Raw genomic sequence first — 15,302 nt, 5'->3', positions numbered from 1 at the left:
TGACGGCATGTCAATAAGGGGAATTACTCGCGGAGTCGAGTACCGCAAGATCCCTTGTTCCCACGTGCGGTGTTGTGTAAAAGTGTGCGCTGTCGGCGCGCAGTCGCACTACGTTCACCCTGTTTGCGTCGGGCCGCTCCTCGTACACCGTTCACGCTTCACAAGAGCCGCCTCAGGTGGTCGTTCGAGCTGCCCCGCCGCCTTCCCGCACCGCCTGGTACGGACTAATTCCGTATCGCGTCTGGAGGAATGCAGTCGTGAATGAGGCAGGCCTGTCGGATGAACTGCTCAGCGACGAACTGAAGAAGTGGACGGGAACCACACCCGCCCTCGATTCTGTCGGTGAACTTTCCGACCGGCACTGGGAAGCGGCCTTCGCCTACGCCCGGCTGTGCACCGACGGCCCGCGTGCCGCCGGCATGTTGACCACCGCCGCCTTCACCCGGCTCTTCGGGGAATCACTCCGGCATACGGGGCCGAGCAAGGCCTGGCGGCCCCAAGTGCTGGTCGCCGTCCGCCGGATCGCAGCCGAGTGGGATGCCGAGGGCCGCCGGGAACTGCTGCATCCCGGGCTGCGCTCGCATGCCACCGCCCGGCTGCAGCCGCCGCCCGGTCGGCGGCTGCTGTCCCGCGCGTTCCAGCGGGTGCCGCAGACCTCCCGCGCCGTGTTGTGGCATGCCGAGGTCGAGGCCGAACCCCTGAGTGTTCCGGCCGCACTGCTCGGTCTGGACGAGGGGGACGTCCGTGCCGAACTCCACCGGGCCCGCGAGCGGTTGCGCGAGGAATGCCTTCACGTGCACCGCGAACTGGCGCCGGAGGCGGAGTGCCGGAGCTATCGGCGCATGCTTGATGTGACCTTCCGGCGCGGTGGCGTCGACATCGACGCGGACCTGCGCGAGCATCTGGCCCGCTGCACACACTGCAGCCGGACCGCCGGTCAACTCGTCGAGTTCAACGCGGGGCTGGGCGTTGCGCTCGCCGAGGCGGTGCTAGGTTGGGGCGCCCGCTGGTACGCGGAGTCCCGGGCGAGCCGCGCCGAGCGTCCGGCCGAACCGGCCCCCGCCGCCGTCGGGCCTTCGGGCGGTGAGCCTTTCGCACCTGTGGGCTCCACCGACCCGACCGAGGTCGTTCACCCCGGTACGTCCGGTGCTCGCAGGGCCACCGGGTTCCGTGGTCAACCCACCGGACGGACAGGCGTCGCCCGCGCCTCCTCAACCGCCGCATCCCGCCGGATCGCACACCGTGCGGCCCGCCGTGCCCGGCGCCGCACCCTTGCCGCGGGTGTTGTCACCGTTAGCGGCCTGATCGTGCTCCCCCTGCTGCTGTGGTCGCTCCTCGGCTCCGGTGGGAGCCCGGCTCCCAGGCCGGGCAGCTCCTCGTCTCGGGTACCTGGCTCGCCCTCTCCTGGCGCTTCCTGGGCCGATGTGAACGGCAGCGGCCACGGCTCTCTGCACGGCAGGCTGCGGAACCTCGCCTCCGGGCTGTGCGCCGGGGTTGTCGGTGAGCAGGCCGTCCAGGGCGCCGAGACCCAACTCACCACCTGCTCCACGGCACCGAGCCAGAAGTGGACGTACGAGACCGACGGACTGCTGCGCAACTCCGCCGCCCCCGACCTGTGCTTGGACTCCCACCTTGGCTATTCGGTCCGCCTTGCCCCCTGTGCGGTCACGGGCAAGGCCGCCGCGAACATCCGCTACGCCTTCACGGCGCAGGGCGATCTGGTGGCCCGCTGGAACCAGAAGCTGGCGCTCGCCCCTGCTGCCACCGACGGCTCCGGTGCCCTCGTCCTCAAGATCCGCACTCCCGGCGCCGCCCAGCGCTGGGAGATCGACGCCGCTCGCCCCGATCTGCGGATGCAGAACGTCAACTGGGACGCCCATAGGACCTCGTCATCACGCCCCGGCGAACCGTCCAGCGCCCCGGCTGCCACGTCCTCGGGGTCTGCGGCCCCGACGGCTGCGGTGACGCAATCCGACCCGGCGCCCACGCCGTCCGCCACCGCCGTCCGCTGCCCCGTCACCTCTCACGACTGCGTTTCGAACAGCGGCGGGCGACATCGAGGGGGCCGGCACCGGCGGCGCTGACCCGGGCGCTCAGCCGCCCGTCGGGCTCAGGAACTCTTCCCAGCCGCCGGTCGGTGACTGCCCGGGCGTGAGCGTGCGAAGTTTGCGCAGCACCGCCGGGTCCTGTGCCTCCAGCCAGGTCACGAGCTGTCTGAAGGACACGAACCGTACGTCCTCGTAGGAAGCCATCGTCCCGATGGCTTCCTCGACCGCGTCCATGTATATGCCGCCGTTCCAGCGCTCGAAGTGGTTGCCTATGAACAAGGGGGCGCGATTGGTTTCGTAGGCACGCCGGAAGCCGGCCAGGTAGGTGTCGCGGGCCTGGGCGCGCCAGGCATCGTAGTGCGCGCGGTCGCCGAGCGGGTTTCCGCCGGACTGGTTGAACATCATGTTGTAGTCCATCGACAGCACCTGGAAGGAGTGCCCGGAGAAGGGTATCGACTGCAGCGGGAAGTCCCAGATCCGGCCGTCCTGGACCTTGCTGGGCCAGATCTGCAGACCGCCTGGGGAACTGGCGTCGTATTTCCAGCCGAGGGCGGCGGCGGTGGGTAGCAGGTGAGACTGGCCCTCCAAGCAGGGGGTGCGGCCGCCGATCAGCTCCTTGCGGTAGTCGAAGGGCAGCGGTTCGAGGTCGGTGAAGCCGGTGTTGGTCTTCCACCTCGTCACGAAGTTGACGGCCTGCTCGATCTCGCTGCGCCAGTCGGCCGGAGACCAGTTGCGGACACCGGTCGCGCCGCAGAAGTGCCCGTTGAAGTGGGTGCCGATCTCATGCCCCTCCAGCCAGGCCGCGCGCACCTGCTGGAGGGTGGCGTGGATGTGCCGGTCGGAGAGGTAGCCGATCGCCGAGGCACCGACCGGGTGCTGTGGCGGGCGGTACAGGTGCTTCTTGGACTCGGGCAGCGTGTAGATGCCGCTGAGGAAGAAGGTCATGCCGGCGCCGTGGTCGGCGGCCACCCTCCGGAAACGGGAGAACAACTTGTTGCTCAGTTCGCCGGCACCGTCCCAGGAGAAGACCACGAACTGCGGGGGCCGCCGGCCCGGTTTCAGCCGGGCTGGCAGCGGCTGGTGCGGCTGGGCGCCGGTGTCGGCCGTGGAGCCGTCACCGATGAGCTTCGCCGGTCGGGCCTGCGCGGTGCCCTTTCCTGGTGCCCCGTCTGGTCCGCTGATCTCGAGGCCAGTGCCGGAGGAGCAGGCGGCCAGCGTGCCCAGGGCGCCCACCGCAGCGCCCGCCGTCAGCACCCGTCTGCGTGTGATCCCGCTCATGCTTGTCCTCGATTTCCTCGTCGCGGCCCGGGCGGGGCCTGCTCGCTGTGTGGTCGACGGGTTCGATGGCGCAAGGGGCGCGGAGGGTCGCGGCCGACGGTGCCTGTTGCCGTCCTGTGACAGTTGTGGCGCACTCATGACGAACCCCGCTGCCCGGGATGCCGGCCAGCGGGGTTCGTCAGGGGGACCGAGCTGCTCAGGGACCGGTGCCGGGCCTGAGCACGGTCAGGAAGACCGACGAGGAGTTCCCGGAGACTGGCACCGCTCCCCCCGCCCACGCCACCTGCAGGTGGTCCCGCTCGTCCGGCGGGGTGACCAGCAGCGCGGTCGGCGTGGCCGTACTGGCGCCGCTGATCTCCGGGTTGGAGAAGGTCAGTCCGGCCCAGGCGCTCTGCCCCGGCTTGAGCGTGATGGTCGTCGGGGAACCCGACTCGCGCTCGGGATCCGGGCCGAGCTGGGTGCCGGAGGCGTTCACGAAGGCCAAGCCCGGATAGCCGTGCACGGTGCAGGTACGGGCGGACTTGTTGGTGAGCACGACCGGGAAGTTCTCCTGACCTGCGCCGGGGTCGTTACGGCCCACGGCGGCGCGCAGTTCGGAGGTGTGGCAGCGGGAATTCGCCGAGGTCGTAGGGGTGTCGCTGCCCGAGGAGGTGGTCGTCCCCGGGGCCGAGGCCGTGGCCGTGGTGGTGCCGACGGGGGTGGAGGTGGGGGGTGAGGCGCCTGCGGACGTCGTGCCGGACGCCGGGCTCGTGGTGTCGTCCGCCGCGGGTGCGGCGGTACCGGAAGCAGTGACCGGTGGGCTGGTCTGGGCACCGTTGCCGTTGCCGCAGGCGGTCAGGAGGCCCAGCACGGCGACCGTGCCCACGAGCAGGGCCCCGTGCCGGGCGGACCGTGGTGTGTACGCCATGTCGTTCAACGCTCCTGGGTCTCTTTGAAGATCTTCGCGTGGATCCTCGTACGGCTCTTCGGGCACGCGGGGGAGCGCGTGCCTGCGGCGCCGGGTGCGCCGTCGTCACATTCCGATGCGGCGGAAGCTGGAAAAGTTCGGGACACGCGGGATTCTTTTCCCCGCGTTGACCATCGGCAGGCACCCCTCAGGTCACCTGCAGCGAACGGAGTACACCCTCGGTGGCGTCATCGGCACCCTGCTGGCGCACCTGTACGTACACCTGCGGCTGCTGGGAGCTGCCCGCCGGGGTCAGCGCGGACTCCGTGACCGAGCCGCCGTCCGGGCAGCCGCTCCAGGCCCGGACCAGGCCGTGCCAGTCGGCGCCGGCGAACGTGCGGCTGCCGGAGTAGTGGCAGTCGGGGTGCGCGAGGTCCCGTACCCGCGCGGTGACGTCGCCGTGCTCACTGACGCCGACGAACACGCCGTTCACGGCGGCTCTCAGATCGGACCACCGGGTCAGGTCGTCGGCGATCACCAGCCCGGGTTCGTGTCCCGTCGCCAGGCCCAGAGCGTGCGGGTTCCAGCCCGAGTCGCGCAGTGCGCGGCCCCAGTCCGCAGGCACCCGAAGGGTGACCCGTCCGGTGGCGTCCGAGACGCGCGTCTCGGACGCCACCGTGCTGCCCCGCTGGATCACCACCGTCGTCGCCACCGCGGCGGACGCGGCCGTGAGGATCGCGGCGAGCGCCAGCGTCACGGTGCTGAGCCTGCCCCGCACGCCGTCCAGCCGCCGCGTGGACTGGGCCGACAGGCCCGCTGCCAGCCGGTCCAGTTCCTGAGCGAACGCCTGTGCGCCCGGCCAGCGTCGAGCCCGGTCCGGCTCCAGCGCGCGCAGCAGCGCCCGCTCCACGGGCTCCCCGACCTCCGGCCGCAGTCGCCCCGGCGGAACGGTCTTCCCCGGCGGACCCGGCACGGTTCCGGTGAGGAGTTCGTAGCCGACCGCGCCTAGGCTGTAGACGTCGGCCCGTTCATCTATGCCCACGCTGGGCTGGGCCTGTTCCGGCGGCTGGTAGCCGGCCGAGCCCGCGGCAAGAGTGAGCCCGGAGGCCTGGGCGAGGCTCTTGGCCAGGCCCAAGTCGGCCAGCAATACCCGCCGGGTGCCGTCCGGGGCGGTGTGCAGCAGCACATTGGTCGGCTTGATGTCCCGGTGGACGATGCCCGCCTCGTGCAGCGCGGCGGCACTGCGCGCGGCCTCGGCCGTGAGGACCAGCGCGTCCGACACCGCGAGCGGGCCGGAGGCCAGCAGGTCGGCGAGGGTGCCGCCGTCGGCGTACTCCATCACGAAGTACGGCCTGCCGTCGGGGAGGTCTCCGATGTCGTAGACCTGCACCACCCGACTGGAGCCCGCCCGGCGCAGTAGTCGCGCCTCGGACAGGAAGCGCTCCCTGATGTCGAGCCGGTGCGCCCAGTTCTCGGCGAGGACCTTCACCGCCACCGGGGCATGGAGCTCGGGGTCGTGGGCGAGCCACACGGTGGCGAAGGCGCCGGTACCCAGCGGCCGTTCGAGGTGGTAGCGGCCGATCCTCTCCAGGGAGTGCATACGACTATCATGCCTGTCCTGAGATCAATGCGAAGGGGGGCCCGTCCGTGCAGGACCTGGCGCCGTTGGAAGACCTCGCCGGTCGTGCCGCCGCCGGCGACAGCGCGGCCCTGGAGCAGCTGCTGGCCCAGATCCGACCCGAGGTCGTGCGTCGTTGTGGGCGCTTCCTGCCCTGCCGGGAAGACGCCGAGGAGGCCGCCCAGGACGTGTTGGTACAGGTAGCCCGGCACATCTCGGGATTCGAGGGCCGCAGCCGCTTCGGCACCTGGCTGTACACGGTGATCGCCAACTGCTGCCGGCAGAAGTACCGGGAACTGAAACGGAGGGCTGCGGAACAGCCCGCCACCATCGAGCCCGCGCACGTGGTCGACCCGCGTACCACCAGCGTCATCGCCGGCTCTCGGGTGGATCTGCTGGAGGCGCTGGACCGCCTGGAGCGGGAGCGACCGCATCTGGTCGCGCCACTGGTCTACCGGGACATCTGCCAGCTGGACTACGCCGAGGTCGCCGAACGCGTCGGTGTCCCGCTCGGTACCCTCAAGTCGCGTCTGCACGAGGCCCGCAAGCAGGTGCGGCCCTGGCTCGCGGCCGGCTGACCACTTGCTCACCCAGTGCCTGTTGCGGCACTAGGCGTAGCTAGGCGTCGTGCTCGTCGTACGTGTCGTGTGCCTCGGGCTCGTAGAGCGGTAGTTCCGCCCAGATCGTCTTGCCCTCTGCGGTGTGCCGGCTGCCCCACCGCTGGGTGAGCTGCGCCACCAGCAGCAGGCCCCGGCCGCCCTCGTCGAAGGTCTTGGCCCGGCGCAGGTGCGGAGCGGTGTGGCTGGTGTCGGACACCTCGAAGATGAGCGTGGTGGCGTCGTGGATCAGTCGGAGCCGGATCGGGTGCGAGCCGTACCGGATGGCGTTGGTGACCAGCTCGCTGACCACCAGTTCCGCGGTGAACGCGGTCTCGCCCAGTCCCCAGTCGGCCAGCTGGTGCACCACCTGTTTGCGCACCGGCGCGACCAGCGCCGGATCGGCGGGGATGTCCCAGGTCGCCACCTGGGCGGCGGGCAGCCCCCGGGTGCGGGCGAGCAACAGCGCCACGTCGTCCGCGGCGTCCCCGTGCGGCAGCAGGGCGTGCAGGATCCGGTCGCAGGTCCCGTCCAGGGAGTCCGCGCTCGTTCCGAGGGCCTCGCGCAGCAGCGCCCACCTGGCGTCCACGTCCGGCTCCCGGGACTGCACCAGACCGTCCGTGTACAGGGCGAGGACGGTGCCCTCGGGCAGTTCCAGCTCTTCGGATTCGAACGGCAGGCCGCCGAGGCCCAGCGGCGGGCCGGCGGGCAGATCGAGCTGCTGGGGCCGGCTACCCGGCCGTAGCAGCAGCGGCGGCGGGTGGCCGGCGCGGGCCAGCGTGCAGCGCCGTGATACCGGGTCGTAAACGGCGTACAGGCAGGTCGCACCGACCTCGCCAGGGCTACCGTCGCCGCCGGACTCCTCCGACAGCCGCACCACCAGGTCGTCCAGGTGGGTGAGGAGTTCGTCCGGGGCGAGGTCGATGTCGGCGAGGGTGCGTACGGCGGTGCGCAGCCGGCCCATGGCGGCCGACGCCCGGACGCCGTGCCCGACGACGTCTCCGACGACCATCGCGACCCGCATTCCGGACAGCGGGATCACGTCGAACCAGTCGCCGCCCACCCCGGCCCGTGCGGCCGGAAGGTAGCGGGAGGACGCCTCCAGCGCTGCGGTGCGCGGCAGGGTGCGCGGCAGCAGGCTGCGTTGTAGCGCGAGGGCGGTCTCCCGCTCCCGTGAGTAGCGGCGGGCGTTGTCGACGCAGACCGCGGCCCGGGCCGTGATCTCCTCGGCCAGCAGCCTGTCGTCGGCGGTGAAGGAGTCCGGGCGCTGGTGGCGGGTGAGGACCGCGACACCGAGGGTCAGCCCGCGCGCCCTGATCGGCACCGACATCGAGGAGTGGATGCCGAACCTGCGTACCCGCTCGCCGCGCGTGGTGTTCCACGTCAACCACTGCTGCATGTTGCCCGCGGTCATCGAGGTGATGATGGTGTGACCGGCGGTGAGGGAGTCGGCCTGCGGGGAATGGGGCGGGTACTCCTGCGTCTCGCCCGGCTCCAGCACGGCTTCCGGCACCCCCCGCAGCACCGACTGGTGGGCGAACCGGCGCAGGGTGACCGGTGCCGTGATGTGTGCCGGGGGCTCGCCGCCTTGCTCGTGGGGATCGAGCAGGTCGATGGTGACGAAGTCGGCGAGGACGGGCACGCACACGTCCGCCAGCTCCTGAGCGGTCCGGGTCACGTCGAGGGTGGTGCCGATGCGCACGCTGGCCTCGTTCACCACCTGCAACCGCTGCCGGGCCCGGCGGTTCTCCGTGACGTCGTGCCCGGCCAGAGACACGCCCCGGATCCGGTCTTGTGCGTCCACGACAGGGGCCATACGGGCGAGCCAGGTGTGCGCCCTGGGCTCGCTGCTGGCTGGCATGGACGTCTCCACATCCATCGGACGGCCCGTGGTGAGCACGAGGAGCATGTTCCGCTCCAGCTCCTCGCTCTGCGGCCTGCCGTCGATCTCCGCCAGGCGCAGCCCCCGCACCCGCTTCTCCGGAAGGCCGATGACGTCGGCCATCGCGTTGTTCATCTGGCGCAGCCGCAGTTCGTCATCGAACACGGCGATCGCGCACGGTGACTGGATCAGGCCCGCCCTGGTCGGCAGATCGTCCGCAGCAGGCGGCTCGGCACCCGTCAGCGGGGTGACCACGAGCCAGTCACCGGGGCGGTCGTCGTGTGAGGGCCTGTGATGGGCGAGCAGCCAGACCGCGAGGGTGTGGCCGTCACGGTGGCGCAATCCGACCGTTCCGTCCCAGCGCGTGCCCGAAGGCACGGCCGGGGCGCCGTACTCGGCCAACAGTTCGACGGCAGGGCGGCCCACGACCTCGTCCGCCGGGTGGCCGAGCAGGCGCCGCGCGCCGTCGTTCCACTCCACCAGCGTTCCGTCGTCGTTGATGACAGCCCGGGCCGTCGCCGCGTCGTCGAACGGATAGACCCGGCTCATCGTCGCCGCTCCCAAGCGCACACTCACAGTGAACAGGTGGCATAACGTCTGTACCAGCGTAGTGCTTCACGCCCTCCTATGAGCGGCGACCCCGGTGGCGTGGCCGGAGGTCCGGTCATGACCGGGAAGCGGTCACGGGGAGAACCGGCGGGTGCGCCACCGGGTACGGCCGCCCCGTCCGGGCTTTGGCGATCACACGGCACAGGAACATGGGAATCTGTCCATCCATGATCAATCGCCACCGGTCCCGGTTCCGGGGGACAGCTGTCTTCGTCGGTTCGAGCCTGGCCGCCCGGTCTTCGCCGAGCGTTCGCTGGCTGCCCGGCTCTCGTCGAGCGTTCCCGTGCGGAGCCGGGTCGGTCCCGCCGGGGGCTACGGTGTCGCCGAACCGCGTCGTTCCTGCCGGAGGCCACGGTGCCACCCAAGCGGAAGGCCGCCGGTCAGTCCGTCCCCGGGCCGAACCGGCGTCGGTACGCCGATGGAGCGAGCCCCGTCTCGCGGCGCATCAGAGCGCGCAGGTTGGCGGCGGTGCCCAGCCCGCTGCGCCGCGCGACCGTCTCGAAGCGCGACTCACCCCGCTCGATCAGCCGGCATGCCAGGGTCAGGCGTTCCCCGGTGAGCCACGCCAGTGGTGTCGTGCCCAGTTGCGCTCGGAAGCGACGGTGCAGTGTCGCAGGGCTGACCGAGGCCCGTGCCGCCAGGTCGGCCACCGTCAGCGGAGCGTCCAGCCGTTCCTGTGCCCAGGCCAGAACGGGCGCGAGGGACTCATCGGGGATCTTGGGCACGGGGCGTTCGATGAACTGTCGTTGCCCGCCGTCACGGTGTGCGGCGAAGACAAGTCGCCGGCTGACGGAACTGGCGACCTCCGCGCCGTGGTCCCGTCGGACGATGTGCAGACCCAGGTCGAGAGCTGCGGCACTCCCCGCGGCGGTGAGGACGTCACCGTCGTCGACGAACAGCACGTCCGGTTCGAGCCGGACGGTGGGGAAGCGGGTTCGGAAGGAGTCCGCCCACTGCCAGTGCACGGTGGCCGGTCGCCCGTCGAGGACCCCGGCCTCGGCCAAGGTGAAGGCCCCGCTACAGAAGCCCACCAGCCTCGCACCGCGTGCGCACGCCCGCCGGACGGCGTCGAGTACGGCCGGGTGGCGGGGCACATCAATGTCGGGCCGGTTGGGGACGATCAAGGTGTCTGCTGAGTCGGCGGCTTCCAGCCCGGCGACTCCCGTGAGGGTGAAGAAGCCGTCACGCATCAGCGCGCTCGGTTCGGGCGCACAGAGGCGGAAGTCGTACAGGCTGCGACCGATCTCGGGCCTGTGGAGGCCGAAGACCTCGGTTGCGCAGCCGAGCTCGAAGGGGTTCGAGTTCTCGTCCACGATCACGACGACCCGGTGCGGGCCCGCCGTGTGGGCGACGTGCGAGGATTCCATCGGCATGTGCAATTCCTAGCACTCACACGGGCCGCGCCCATCCGGCGAGGATGCACTCCATGAGCAGCGAACCCATTGCCCTCGGCAAGGCCCTGGCCTCCTTCGACGCGCTGTGGAGCCCCCGCATCGTCACACGCGTCAACGACTACGACGTGCGCATCGCCAAGGTGGAGGGCGAGCACGTCTGGCACGTCCACGACGACACCGATGAGTTCTTCCTGGTGCTCGACGGGGAGTTGCGCATCTGCCTGAGTGAGCCGGCCGGAAAGCGCACGGTCCGGCTCACGAAAGGTGAGGTCTTCACCGTTCCGCGGGGGACCGAGCACAAGCCGTACGCGCCCACCGGCGCCGCGATCCTCATGTTCGAGCCCACCGGGACCGCTACGGTCGGTGAGCGACACGGCGAGGTCCCCGACCACGTTGACGCGACGACGGGGCACGCGCTTGACCTCTGAATCCCCTTCGCCCCCTCCAGGGCGAGCGCTGGTGGGCGCCGGCAGCCCGTCCTGGAGGGGGCGAAGGGGACACTGCCGAGCCGGACCACGGCAACCGGACAGGGTGCTCCCGGTCGGCAGGTACCGCGTCAAGCCCGCACTGACCTGGTGGTATTTACGGTTGAGTACCCGCACGGTACGGTGTGGCCCATGCCTGCTCTCAACGTGGAGTTCAGCGAACGGGAACTAGCGGACCTGCGGCGGATCGCCAAGGAGCGCGGTACGTCCATGAAGGCTCTCGTGCGTGAGGCGGCTGCCGCCGACATCGCCCGGCACCGGGCCTTGGAGGAGGGCGCCGAGGCCTTCCGGCACTTCTTCGCCGCCCACGCCGAGGAGTTCGCGGCAGCCTTTCCCGACGACGAGCCCCCCGCCAAGGGCGAGGCCGCCTGAGCAATGTCCTCCGCCATCCACATTGATGTTCCGTGGTTGCTCCAGCGGCATGAGGAGGTCCTGCCCGACCAGCCGGCTGTGGATGACTTCTCCGCGCTGGTCGCGGCCGTCGCGCGGCACCGGGTGGACCCGCCCCGGCTCGGCGTGGACTCCGACCCTGCCTGGCGGGCCGCCGCCCTGTTGCACGCGCTCGCCGTGCTCAAGCCGTTGCCCGCGGCCAATGCCCGCTTCGCCTGCGCGACCGCGGTGGCCTACATGTTCGTCAGCGGCGTAGGCATCGACCCGCCCTACGGGGCGCTCGTCGATCTCGCCCGCGACCTTGTCTCCGGTAAGGCTGACGTGTACGGCGCGGCCGAGCGGCTCCGTTCCTGGCAGCTCTGACACACGGCTTCGAGACCCGCTCCCGGCCGGCGGGGGAAGCCGCCGGGGCCGCCGGCCGAGGGCGGACGAACAGGGCCGGCGGCCGGTCGCGCGCGGGAGAGCCGCCGTTCCGCGCGGGGCCTTCCGAGAGGGCCGGGGACCAGTTCACCACCGGGCGCCGTGGACCGGGAGCGTGCGTGGGCCCTCGGCGCGTGCGCACGTTTCACACGGGGTGCCCGTCACAGTGCAGTGGGCCCACCGGACCGGTCCGCCGCCGTATTTCCGACTTCCTCCCTAACCCGTGGGTGTGGTACGGGAGCCTTGTTGCCCATGTGGAAGTTGTGCAAGGGTTGCAGCAGTTGCACTGCGGTAAAGCCTCGTGTTTTCACGGGAGTTGAGAAACCGGGCCCGGTCGGGCGCCGGTGCGTTCCCGCTCCCGCGCACCCGGGGTTCGCACCGCCCTGCGTGCCATTACACCAAGCGCCAAACAGCACCAAACAGCACTAAAGGAACCCGTTCCGTGCTCACCCCCCACCCCCCTCGTTCCCCCCATCCTTCGTCCGGCAAGGCCCCCAGGGAATCGGACGAGTTGATCGCCGGTCCGCTGCGCGCCGGCTCCGATGCGGAGGCTTCCCGGTCCGCCGCGCTTCTGATGGCCCGGCACTGGGAGCCGGTGCAGGACTACGCCGTCATCTGCCTGGCAGTCGTCGGGCCGCTCGCCCACTTGGTCACCGCCGCCGCCTTCCACCAGGTACTCGACCGGCTCGCTCTCGGCGAGTCCGGCGAGGCGCTCCGGCCGCGTCTTCTGGTGGCCGTCCGGGACACGGTGGTGAACTGGTCCCGCGCGGACCGGATCGCCACCGTGTTGCCCGGGCTCGAAAAGCCGGCCGGAGGCCGGGGGATGCGCGCCGCGAGGACACTGATACCGGAAAACCGTGCCTTGTCCGACCACTCGTTCCACGGCCTTGCCCGGCCGGAGCGGACGCTGCTGTGGCATATCGAGGTCGAAGCCGAACCGGTCAGCGTTCCGGCCGACTTGCTCGGCATGGAGGACGAGAGCGCGACGACCGCGCTCGAACGGGCGCGTGAGAAATTCCGGGAGGGCCTGGTGTGCGCCCACCGGGAACTCGCGCCCAGCAAGGAATGCCGCTACTACAACCGTCTGCTCGACGCTCCACTCCGCCGGGGCGGCGCCTTGTTGCCTGACGTCCAGGAACACTTGGTCGGCTGTGTCTATTGCCGGCACGCCGCAGAGCAACTGGGTCAAGCCGACGCGGCCTTGGGCGTGTTGCTCGCCGAGGCGGTCCTCGGCTGGGGCGCCCGCCGCTACCTCGACTCGCGCCCCGGTCGCCGCCAGTTGGATCCCACCCGCACCCCTGGCGGCTCCCGGGGCTCCGGCGGGCGCCGCCAGGGCGGGGCGAAGCCCGGACTGCTCACCCGTGCCCTGCTGCCGCGAGTGCTGCGGCGTGGTGACGGCACCACCGAGTCGCGAGCCCCGGCCGCCGCGCACCGCGCCCTGGGGCAGAGCGACGGTGCCCCTGGACCTTTCGCCCCCACAGCCGGCCGCACAGCCGCCCGCCTGCCGCTCGGGGAGCCTGGCCCAGCACGGTCATCCAGAATGCTGCTCATCGGGGTGGGAATGGTTTCGGCCGGGCTTCTGGCGGCTGCCCTCGTGATCAACGTGTGGCCGCACGGCGGATCCGGCACCGGTCCGGTCGCCTCCCCCACCAGCGCCGGCGCCCCGTCCCCGTCCGCCACCGCGACGGCTCCCGGTTGGGCGGTCCGGCCCGCCACCGGCCGTCCGACCCGGCTGCGCAACGCCGCCGCAGGTCTGTGCCTGGACATCAAGGGCAGGCCCGAGGTCGGTGCGAGCGCGGTTCTCGCGGACTGCTCCTCGGCCGTCACGCAGCGGTGGGCGTACGAGACCGGCGGACTGCTGCGCAGTTCGGCTGATTCGGGCTTGTGTCTGGACTCGCACGCCGACGCCGGCGTCGTGATCCTCGGCAGATGCACCGGCACCGCTTCGACCCGGGGCGACGACGTGCGCTACGACCTCACCCCTCAGGGCGAGTTGCTGCCCCGTTGGGACCAGGAGCTGGCGCTTGCCAACGCCGGCGTGACACCCGGTGCCGACCTCGTGGTCAAGGTCCGGGACCGCTCCGCGGGCCAGCGCTGGCTGACCGATCCGCCGTCGGCGAGCCCGCGGTCCGTGTCGATCGCCGGCACGAACGGGCCCTTCGTGCAACCGGCGGAGCGGTCGGACCGGTACGCCTAGTCCCCCGTTGTCAGGGGGTGGTTCGAACATCCCGCACCGCGCCCGCGGCGCCCGGCACGCACGCTCGCCGCACCGGCCGAAACCCCAAGTGCGTCCAGTACGGGGGCTTTCGTCCGGCACGCCGAGAGCACGCACCCGACGTCGCGGGCACCGCACAGGACCGTCGAAACACCCCCGAGGGATCGGCCCACCACGGTCCGTGGGTGAGGGGCAAGCGGGGTCCGCCACGCGGTCGGCCGCTGTGACCGTACCGAGTCCGGGGTGCCCGGACAGTGCCAGGGGCAGGTCCAACTCCGCCGGCACACAGTGGATGACTGTTCCACACCTGCCTGTCCGTCCAGGCCGAGTCCGTAGACGTACGGCCGTCCGGGCAGTACTGCACGCGCACCGAGGGCGAGGACCTTGAGCACGTCGTCACCGGTGCGCACACCGCTGTCGAACAGCACCGTCAGTCGGTCGCCGATCGCCTCTGCCACCCGAGGTGGCACGTCGGCCGCCGCGACCGAGGCGGCCACTTGCCGGTCGCCACGGTCGGAGACCACCAGGCCCCTGGCGTCCTCCGTGAGCCGTGCGTTCGCCGGCTGCCTGAGCACCGGCGATACCGACGAGTAGGCCCGCAGTGGGCCCCTGGCGGCCACCTGACTCTGGTGATCGTTTCATGAACACGAGGAGTCATGAAGGGGTTGGGTGTGGTCGGTGCTGGAATGTTTCAGGACGATTAACAAAGCGCTGATTTTCGGCCATTCGGTAGCCCGCTGGGAGCGGAAACCGCTCAGTTCCAGGGTTACGGCGTTCGATTTCCGTAACTTCACGCCACTGATTCAACACGAAATGTTACTGAAACCTATGGGTTCGATGTGTGTTTCGCCGTTGGAGTCGGCAGAGTGGCGCTCGCCGCTCCGATGCCGACCGCTCTGGAGCAGGCACCTGACTGTTCGAGCGGAAGGATGCACACAATGCGGAACACCGCGCGCTGGGCAGCGGCCCTCGGCCTCACAGCCGCCGCCGTCTGCGGCCCCCTGACCGGGACCGCCGTCGCTGCACCGGTCGCCGCCCCGTCGTCGCTCTACGCCCCTTCGGCGCTGGTGCTCACCACCGGCCACGGCAGCGACGCGGCCACGGCCACTCCGGAGCGCGCCGTCACCCTCAGCTGCGCCCCCACGGCCTCCGGCACCCACCCGGCCTCGTTCCAGGCCTGCGCGGAACTGCGCTGGGTCGGCGGTGACTTCGACGCCCTGCAGCCCCGACTTGATGTGTGGTGCACCAAGCTGTACGACCCGGTGGTCGTCACGGCCCAGGGCGTCTGGGAGGGCAAGCGCGTCTCGTACGAGCGCACCTTCGGCAACATGTGCATGCGGGACGCGACAGGCAGCGTCTTCGCATTCTAGGACCGGGATCGCGTGGTCCTCGTATACGCCGGATCAGGTCCGCAACTGGGGAGTGCGGCCCCTGGGACGGGGAACCAGCGATCTCGCGCCGGGGTCGACGGGCGGAGTGGG

At 71.0% G+C, this 15,302-nt stretch carries 12 protein-coding genes and 1 pseudogene; 7 read left to right on the top strand and 6 right to left on the bottom strand.

Annotation, left to right across the window (positions count from 1 at the left end; all coding sequences use genetic code 11):
* Positions 1-257: 257 nt before the first annotated feature.
* Positions 258-2,084: a ricin-type beta-trefoil lectin domain protein gene (locus LK06_RS01135; protein ID WP_234367322.1), complete on the top strand. Its 1,827-nt coding sequence runs from the start codon at positions 258-260 to the stop codon at positions 2,082-2,084.
* A gap of 9 nt (positions 2,085-2,093) precedes the next feature.
* Here the strand turns inward: LK06_RS01135 and LK06_RS01130 are convergent, their stop codons facing one another.
* The 3 genes from LK06_RS01130 to LK06_RS01120 form a co-directional block, all read right to left on the bottom strand.
* Positions 2,094-3,326 carry a lipoprotein gene (locus LK06_RS01130; RefSeq protein WP_043405453.1) on the bottom strand — a complete coding sequence of 411 codons (1,233 nt, stop codon included), beginning with the start codon at positions 3,324-3,326 and terminating at the stop codon, positions 2,094-2,096.
* A gap of 196 nt (positions 3,327-3,522) precedes the next feature.
* A complete protein-coding gene (locus LK06_RS01125) occupies positions 3,523-4,233 on the bottom strand; it encodes a DUF4232 domain-containing protein (protein ID WP_039650097.1) in 711 nt (236 codons plus the stop codon).
* A gap of 187 nt (positions 4,234-4,420) precedes the next feature.
* Complete coding sequence (locus tag LK06_RS01120; protein WP_043405450.1) at positions 4,421-5,812, bottom strand: serine/threonine-protein kinase; 1,392 nt, start codon at positions 5,810-5,812, stop codon at positions 4,421-4,423.
* A gap of 47 nt (positions 5,813-5,859) precedes the next feature.
* On the opposite strand from LK06_RS01120, the gene LK06_RS01115 reads away from it, so the two are divergent.
* On the top strand, positions 5,860-6,408 hold the full coding sequence (locus tag LK06_RS01115) for an RNA polymerase sigma factor (RefSeq protein ID WP_039650101.1): 549 nt from the start codon (positions 5,860-5,862) through the stop codon (positions 6,406-6,408).
* A gap of 40 nt (positions 6,409-6,448) precedes the next feature.
* Here LK06_RS01115 and LK06_RS01110 read toward each other — a convergent pair whose 3' ends face one another.
* Both LK06_RS01110 and LK06_RS01105 read right to left on the bottom strand, forming a co-directional pair.
* Positions 6,449-8,857, bottom strand: a complete 2,409-nt coding sequence (locus LK06_RS01110) for a SpoIIE family protein phosphatase (RefSeq protein WP_039650103.1) — start codon at positions 8,855-8,857, stop codon at positions 6,449-6,451.
* A 440-nt stretch (positions 8,858-9,297) separates the two neighbouring features.
* Positions 9,298-10,290, bottom strand: coding sequence for a GlxA family transcriptional regulator (locus tag LK06_RS01105; RefSeq protein WP_039650106.1), 993 nt, complete (start codon positions 10,288-10,290; stop codon positions 9,298-9,300).
* 53 nt (positions 10,291-10,343) lie between these two features.
* Between LK06_RS01105 and LK06_RS01100 the strand changes: the two genes are divergently transcribed.
* The 4 genes from LK06_RS01100 to LK06_RS01085 all read left to right on the top strand — a co-directional run bounded on the left by LK06_RS01100 (position 10,344) and on the right by LK06_RS01085 (position 13,803).
* Positions 10,344-10,739, top strand: coding sequence for a cupin domain-containing protein (locus tag LK06_RS01100; RefSeq protein ID WP_039650108.1), 396 nt, complete (start codon positions 10,344-10,346; stop codon positions 10,737-10,739).
* A gap of 189 nt (positions 10,740-10,928) precedes the next feature.
* Positions 10,929-11,168, top strand: a complete 240-nt coding sequence (locus tag LK06_RS01095; protein WP_043435072.1) for a hypothetical protein — start codon at positions 10,929-10,931, stop codon at positions 11,166-11,168.
* A gap of 3 nt (positions 11,169-11,171) precedes the next feature.
* A complete protein-coding gene (locus LK06_RS01090) occupies positions 11,172-11,549 on the top strand; it encodes a hypothetical protein (protein ID WP_039650112.1) in 378 nt (125 codons plus the stop codon).
* 499 nt (positions 11,550-12,048) lie between these two features.
* A complete protein-coding gene (locus LK06_RS01085; protein WP_039650114.1) occupies positions 12,049-13,803 on the top strand; it encodes an RICIN domain-containing protein in 1,755 nt (584 codons plus the stop codon).
* A gap of 216 nt (positions 13,804-14,019) precedes the next feature.
* Here the strand turns inward: LK06_RS01085 and LK06_RS01075 are convergent.
* Positions 14,020-14,384: pseudogene (locus tag LK06_RS01075) on the bottom strand (alpha-hydroxy-acid oxidizing protein); the annotation flags it as partial.
* A gap of 375 nt (positions 14,385-14,759) precedes the next feature.
* Here LK06_RS01075 and LK06_RS01070 point away from each other — a divergent pair.
* Positions 14,760-15,191, top strand: coding sequence for a subtilase-type protease inhibitor (locus LK06_RS01070; RefSeq protein WP_039650118.1), 432 nt, complete (start codon positions 14,760-14,762; stop codon positions 15,189-15,191).
* Positions 15,192-15,302: the final 111 nt, after the last annotated feature.

This window comes from Streptomyces pluripotens, assembly GCF_000802245.2.
GTDB classification, from domain to species: Bacteria; Actinomycetota; Actinomycetes; order Streptomycetales; family Streptomycetaceae; genus Streptomyces; species Streptomyces pluripotens.
This window is presented reverse-complemented; position numbering and strand designations above follow the sequence as displayed.

Coding starts and splice junctions, on each gene's coding strand:
- LK06_RS01070 (WP_039650118.1), top strand. CDS start 14,760: ATGCGGAACACCGCGCGCTGGGCAGCGGCCCTCGGCCTCACAGCCGCC.
- LK06_RS01120 (WP_043405450.1), bottom strand. CDS start 5,812: ATGCACTCCCTGGAGAGGATCGGCCGCTACCACCTCGAACGGCCGCTG.
- LK06_RS01090 (WP_039650112.1), top strand. CDS start 11,172: ATGTCCTCCGCCATCCACATTGATGTTCCGTGGTTGCTCCAGCGGCAT.
- LK06_RS01130 (WP_043405453.1), bottom strand. CDS start 3,326: ATGAGCGGGATCACACGCAGACGGGTGCTGACGGCGGGCGCTGCGGTG.
- LK06_RS01105 (WP_039650106.1), bottom strand. CDS start 10,290: ATGCCGATGGAATCCTCGCACGTCGCCCACACGGCGGGCCCGCACCGG.
- LK06_RS01125 (WP_039650097.1), bottom strand. CDS start 4,233: ATGGCGTACACACCACGGTCCGCCCGGCACGGGGCCCTGCTCGTGGGC.
- LK06_RS01100 (WP_039650108.1), top strand. CDS start 10,344: ATGAGCAGCGAACCCATTGCCCTCGGCAAGGCCCTGGCCTCCTTCGAC.
- LK06_RS01110 (WP_039650103.1), bottom strand. CDS start 8,857: ATGAGCCGGGTCTATCCGTTCGACGACGCGGCGACGGCCCGGGCTGTC.
- LK06_RS01095 (WP_043435072.1), top strand. CDS start 10,929: ATGCCTGCTCTCAACGTGGAGTTCAGCGAACGGGAACTAGCGGACCTG.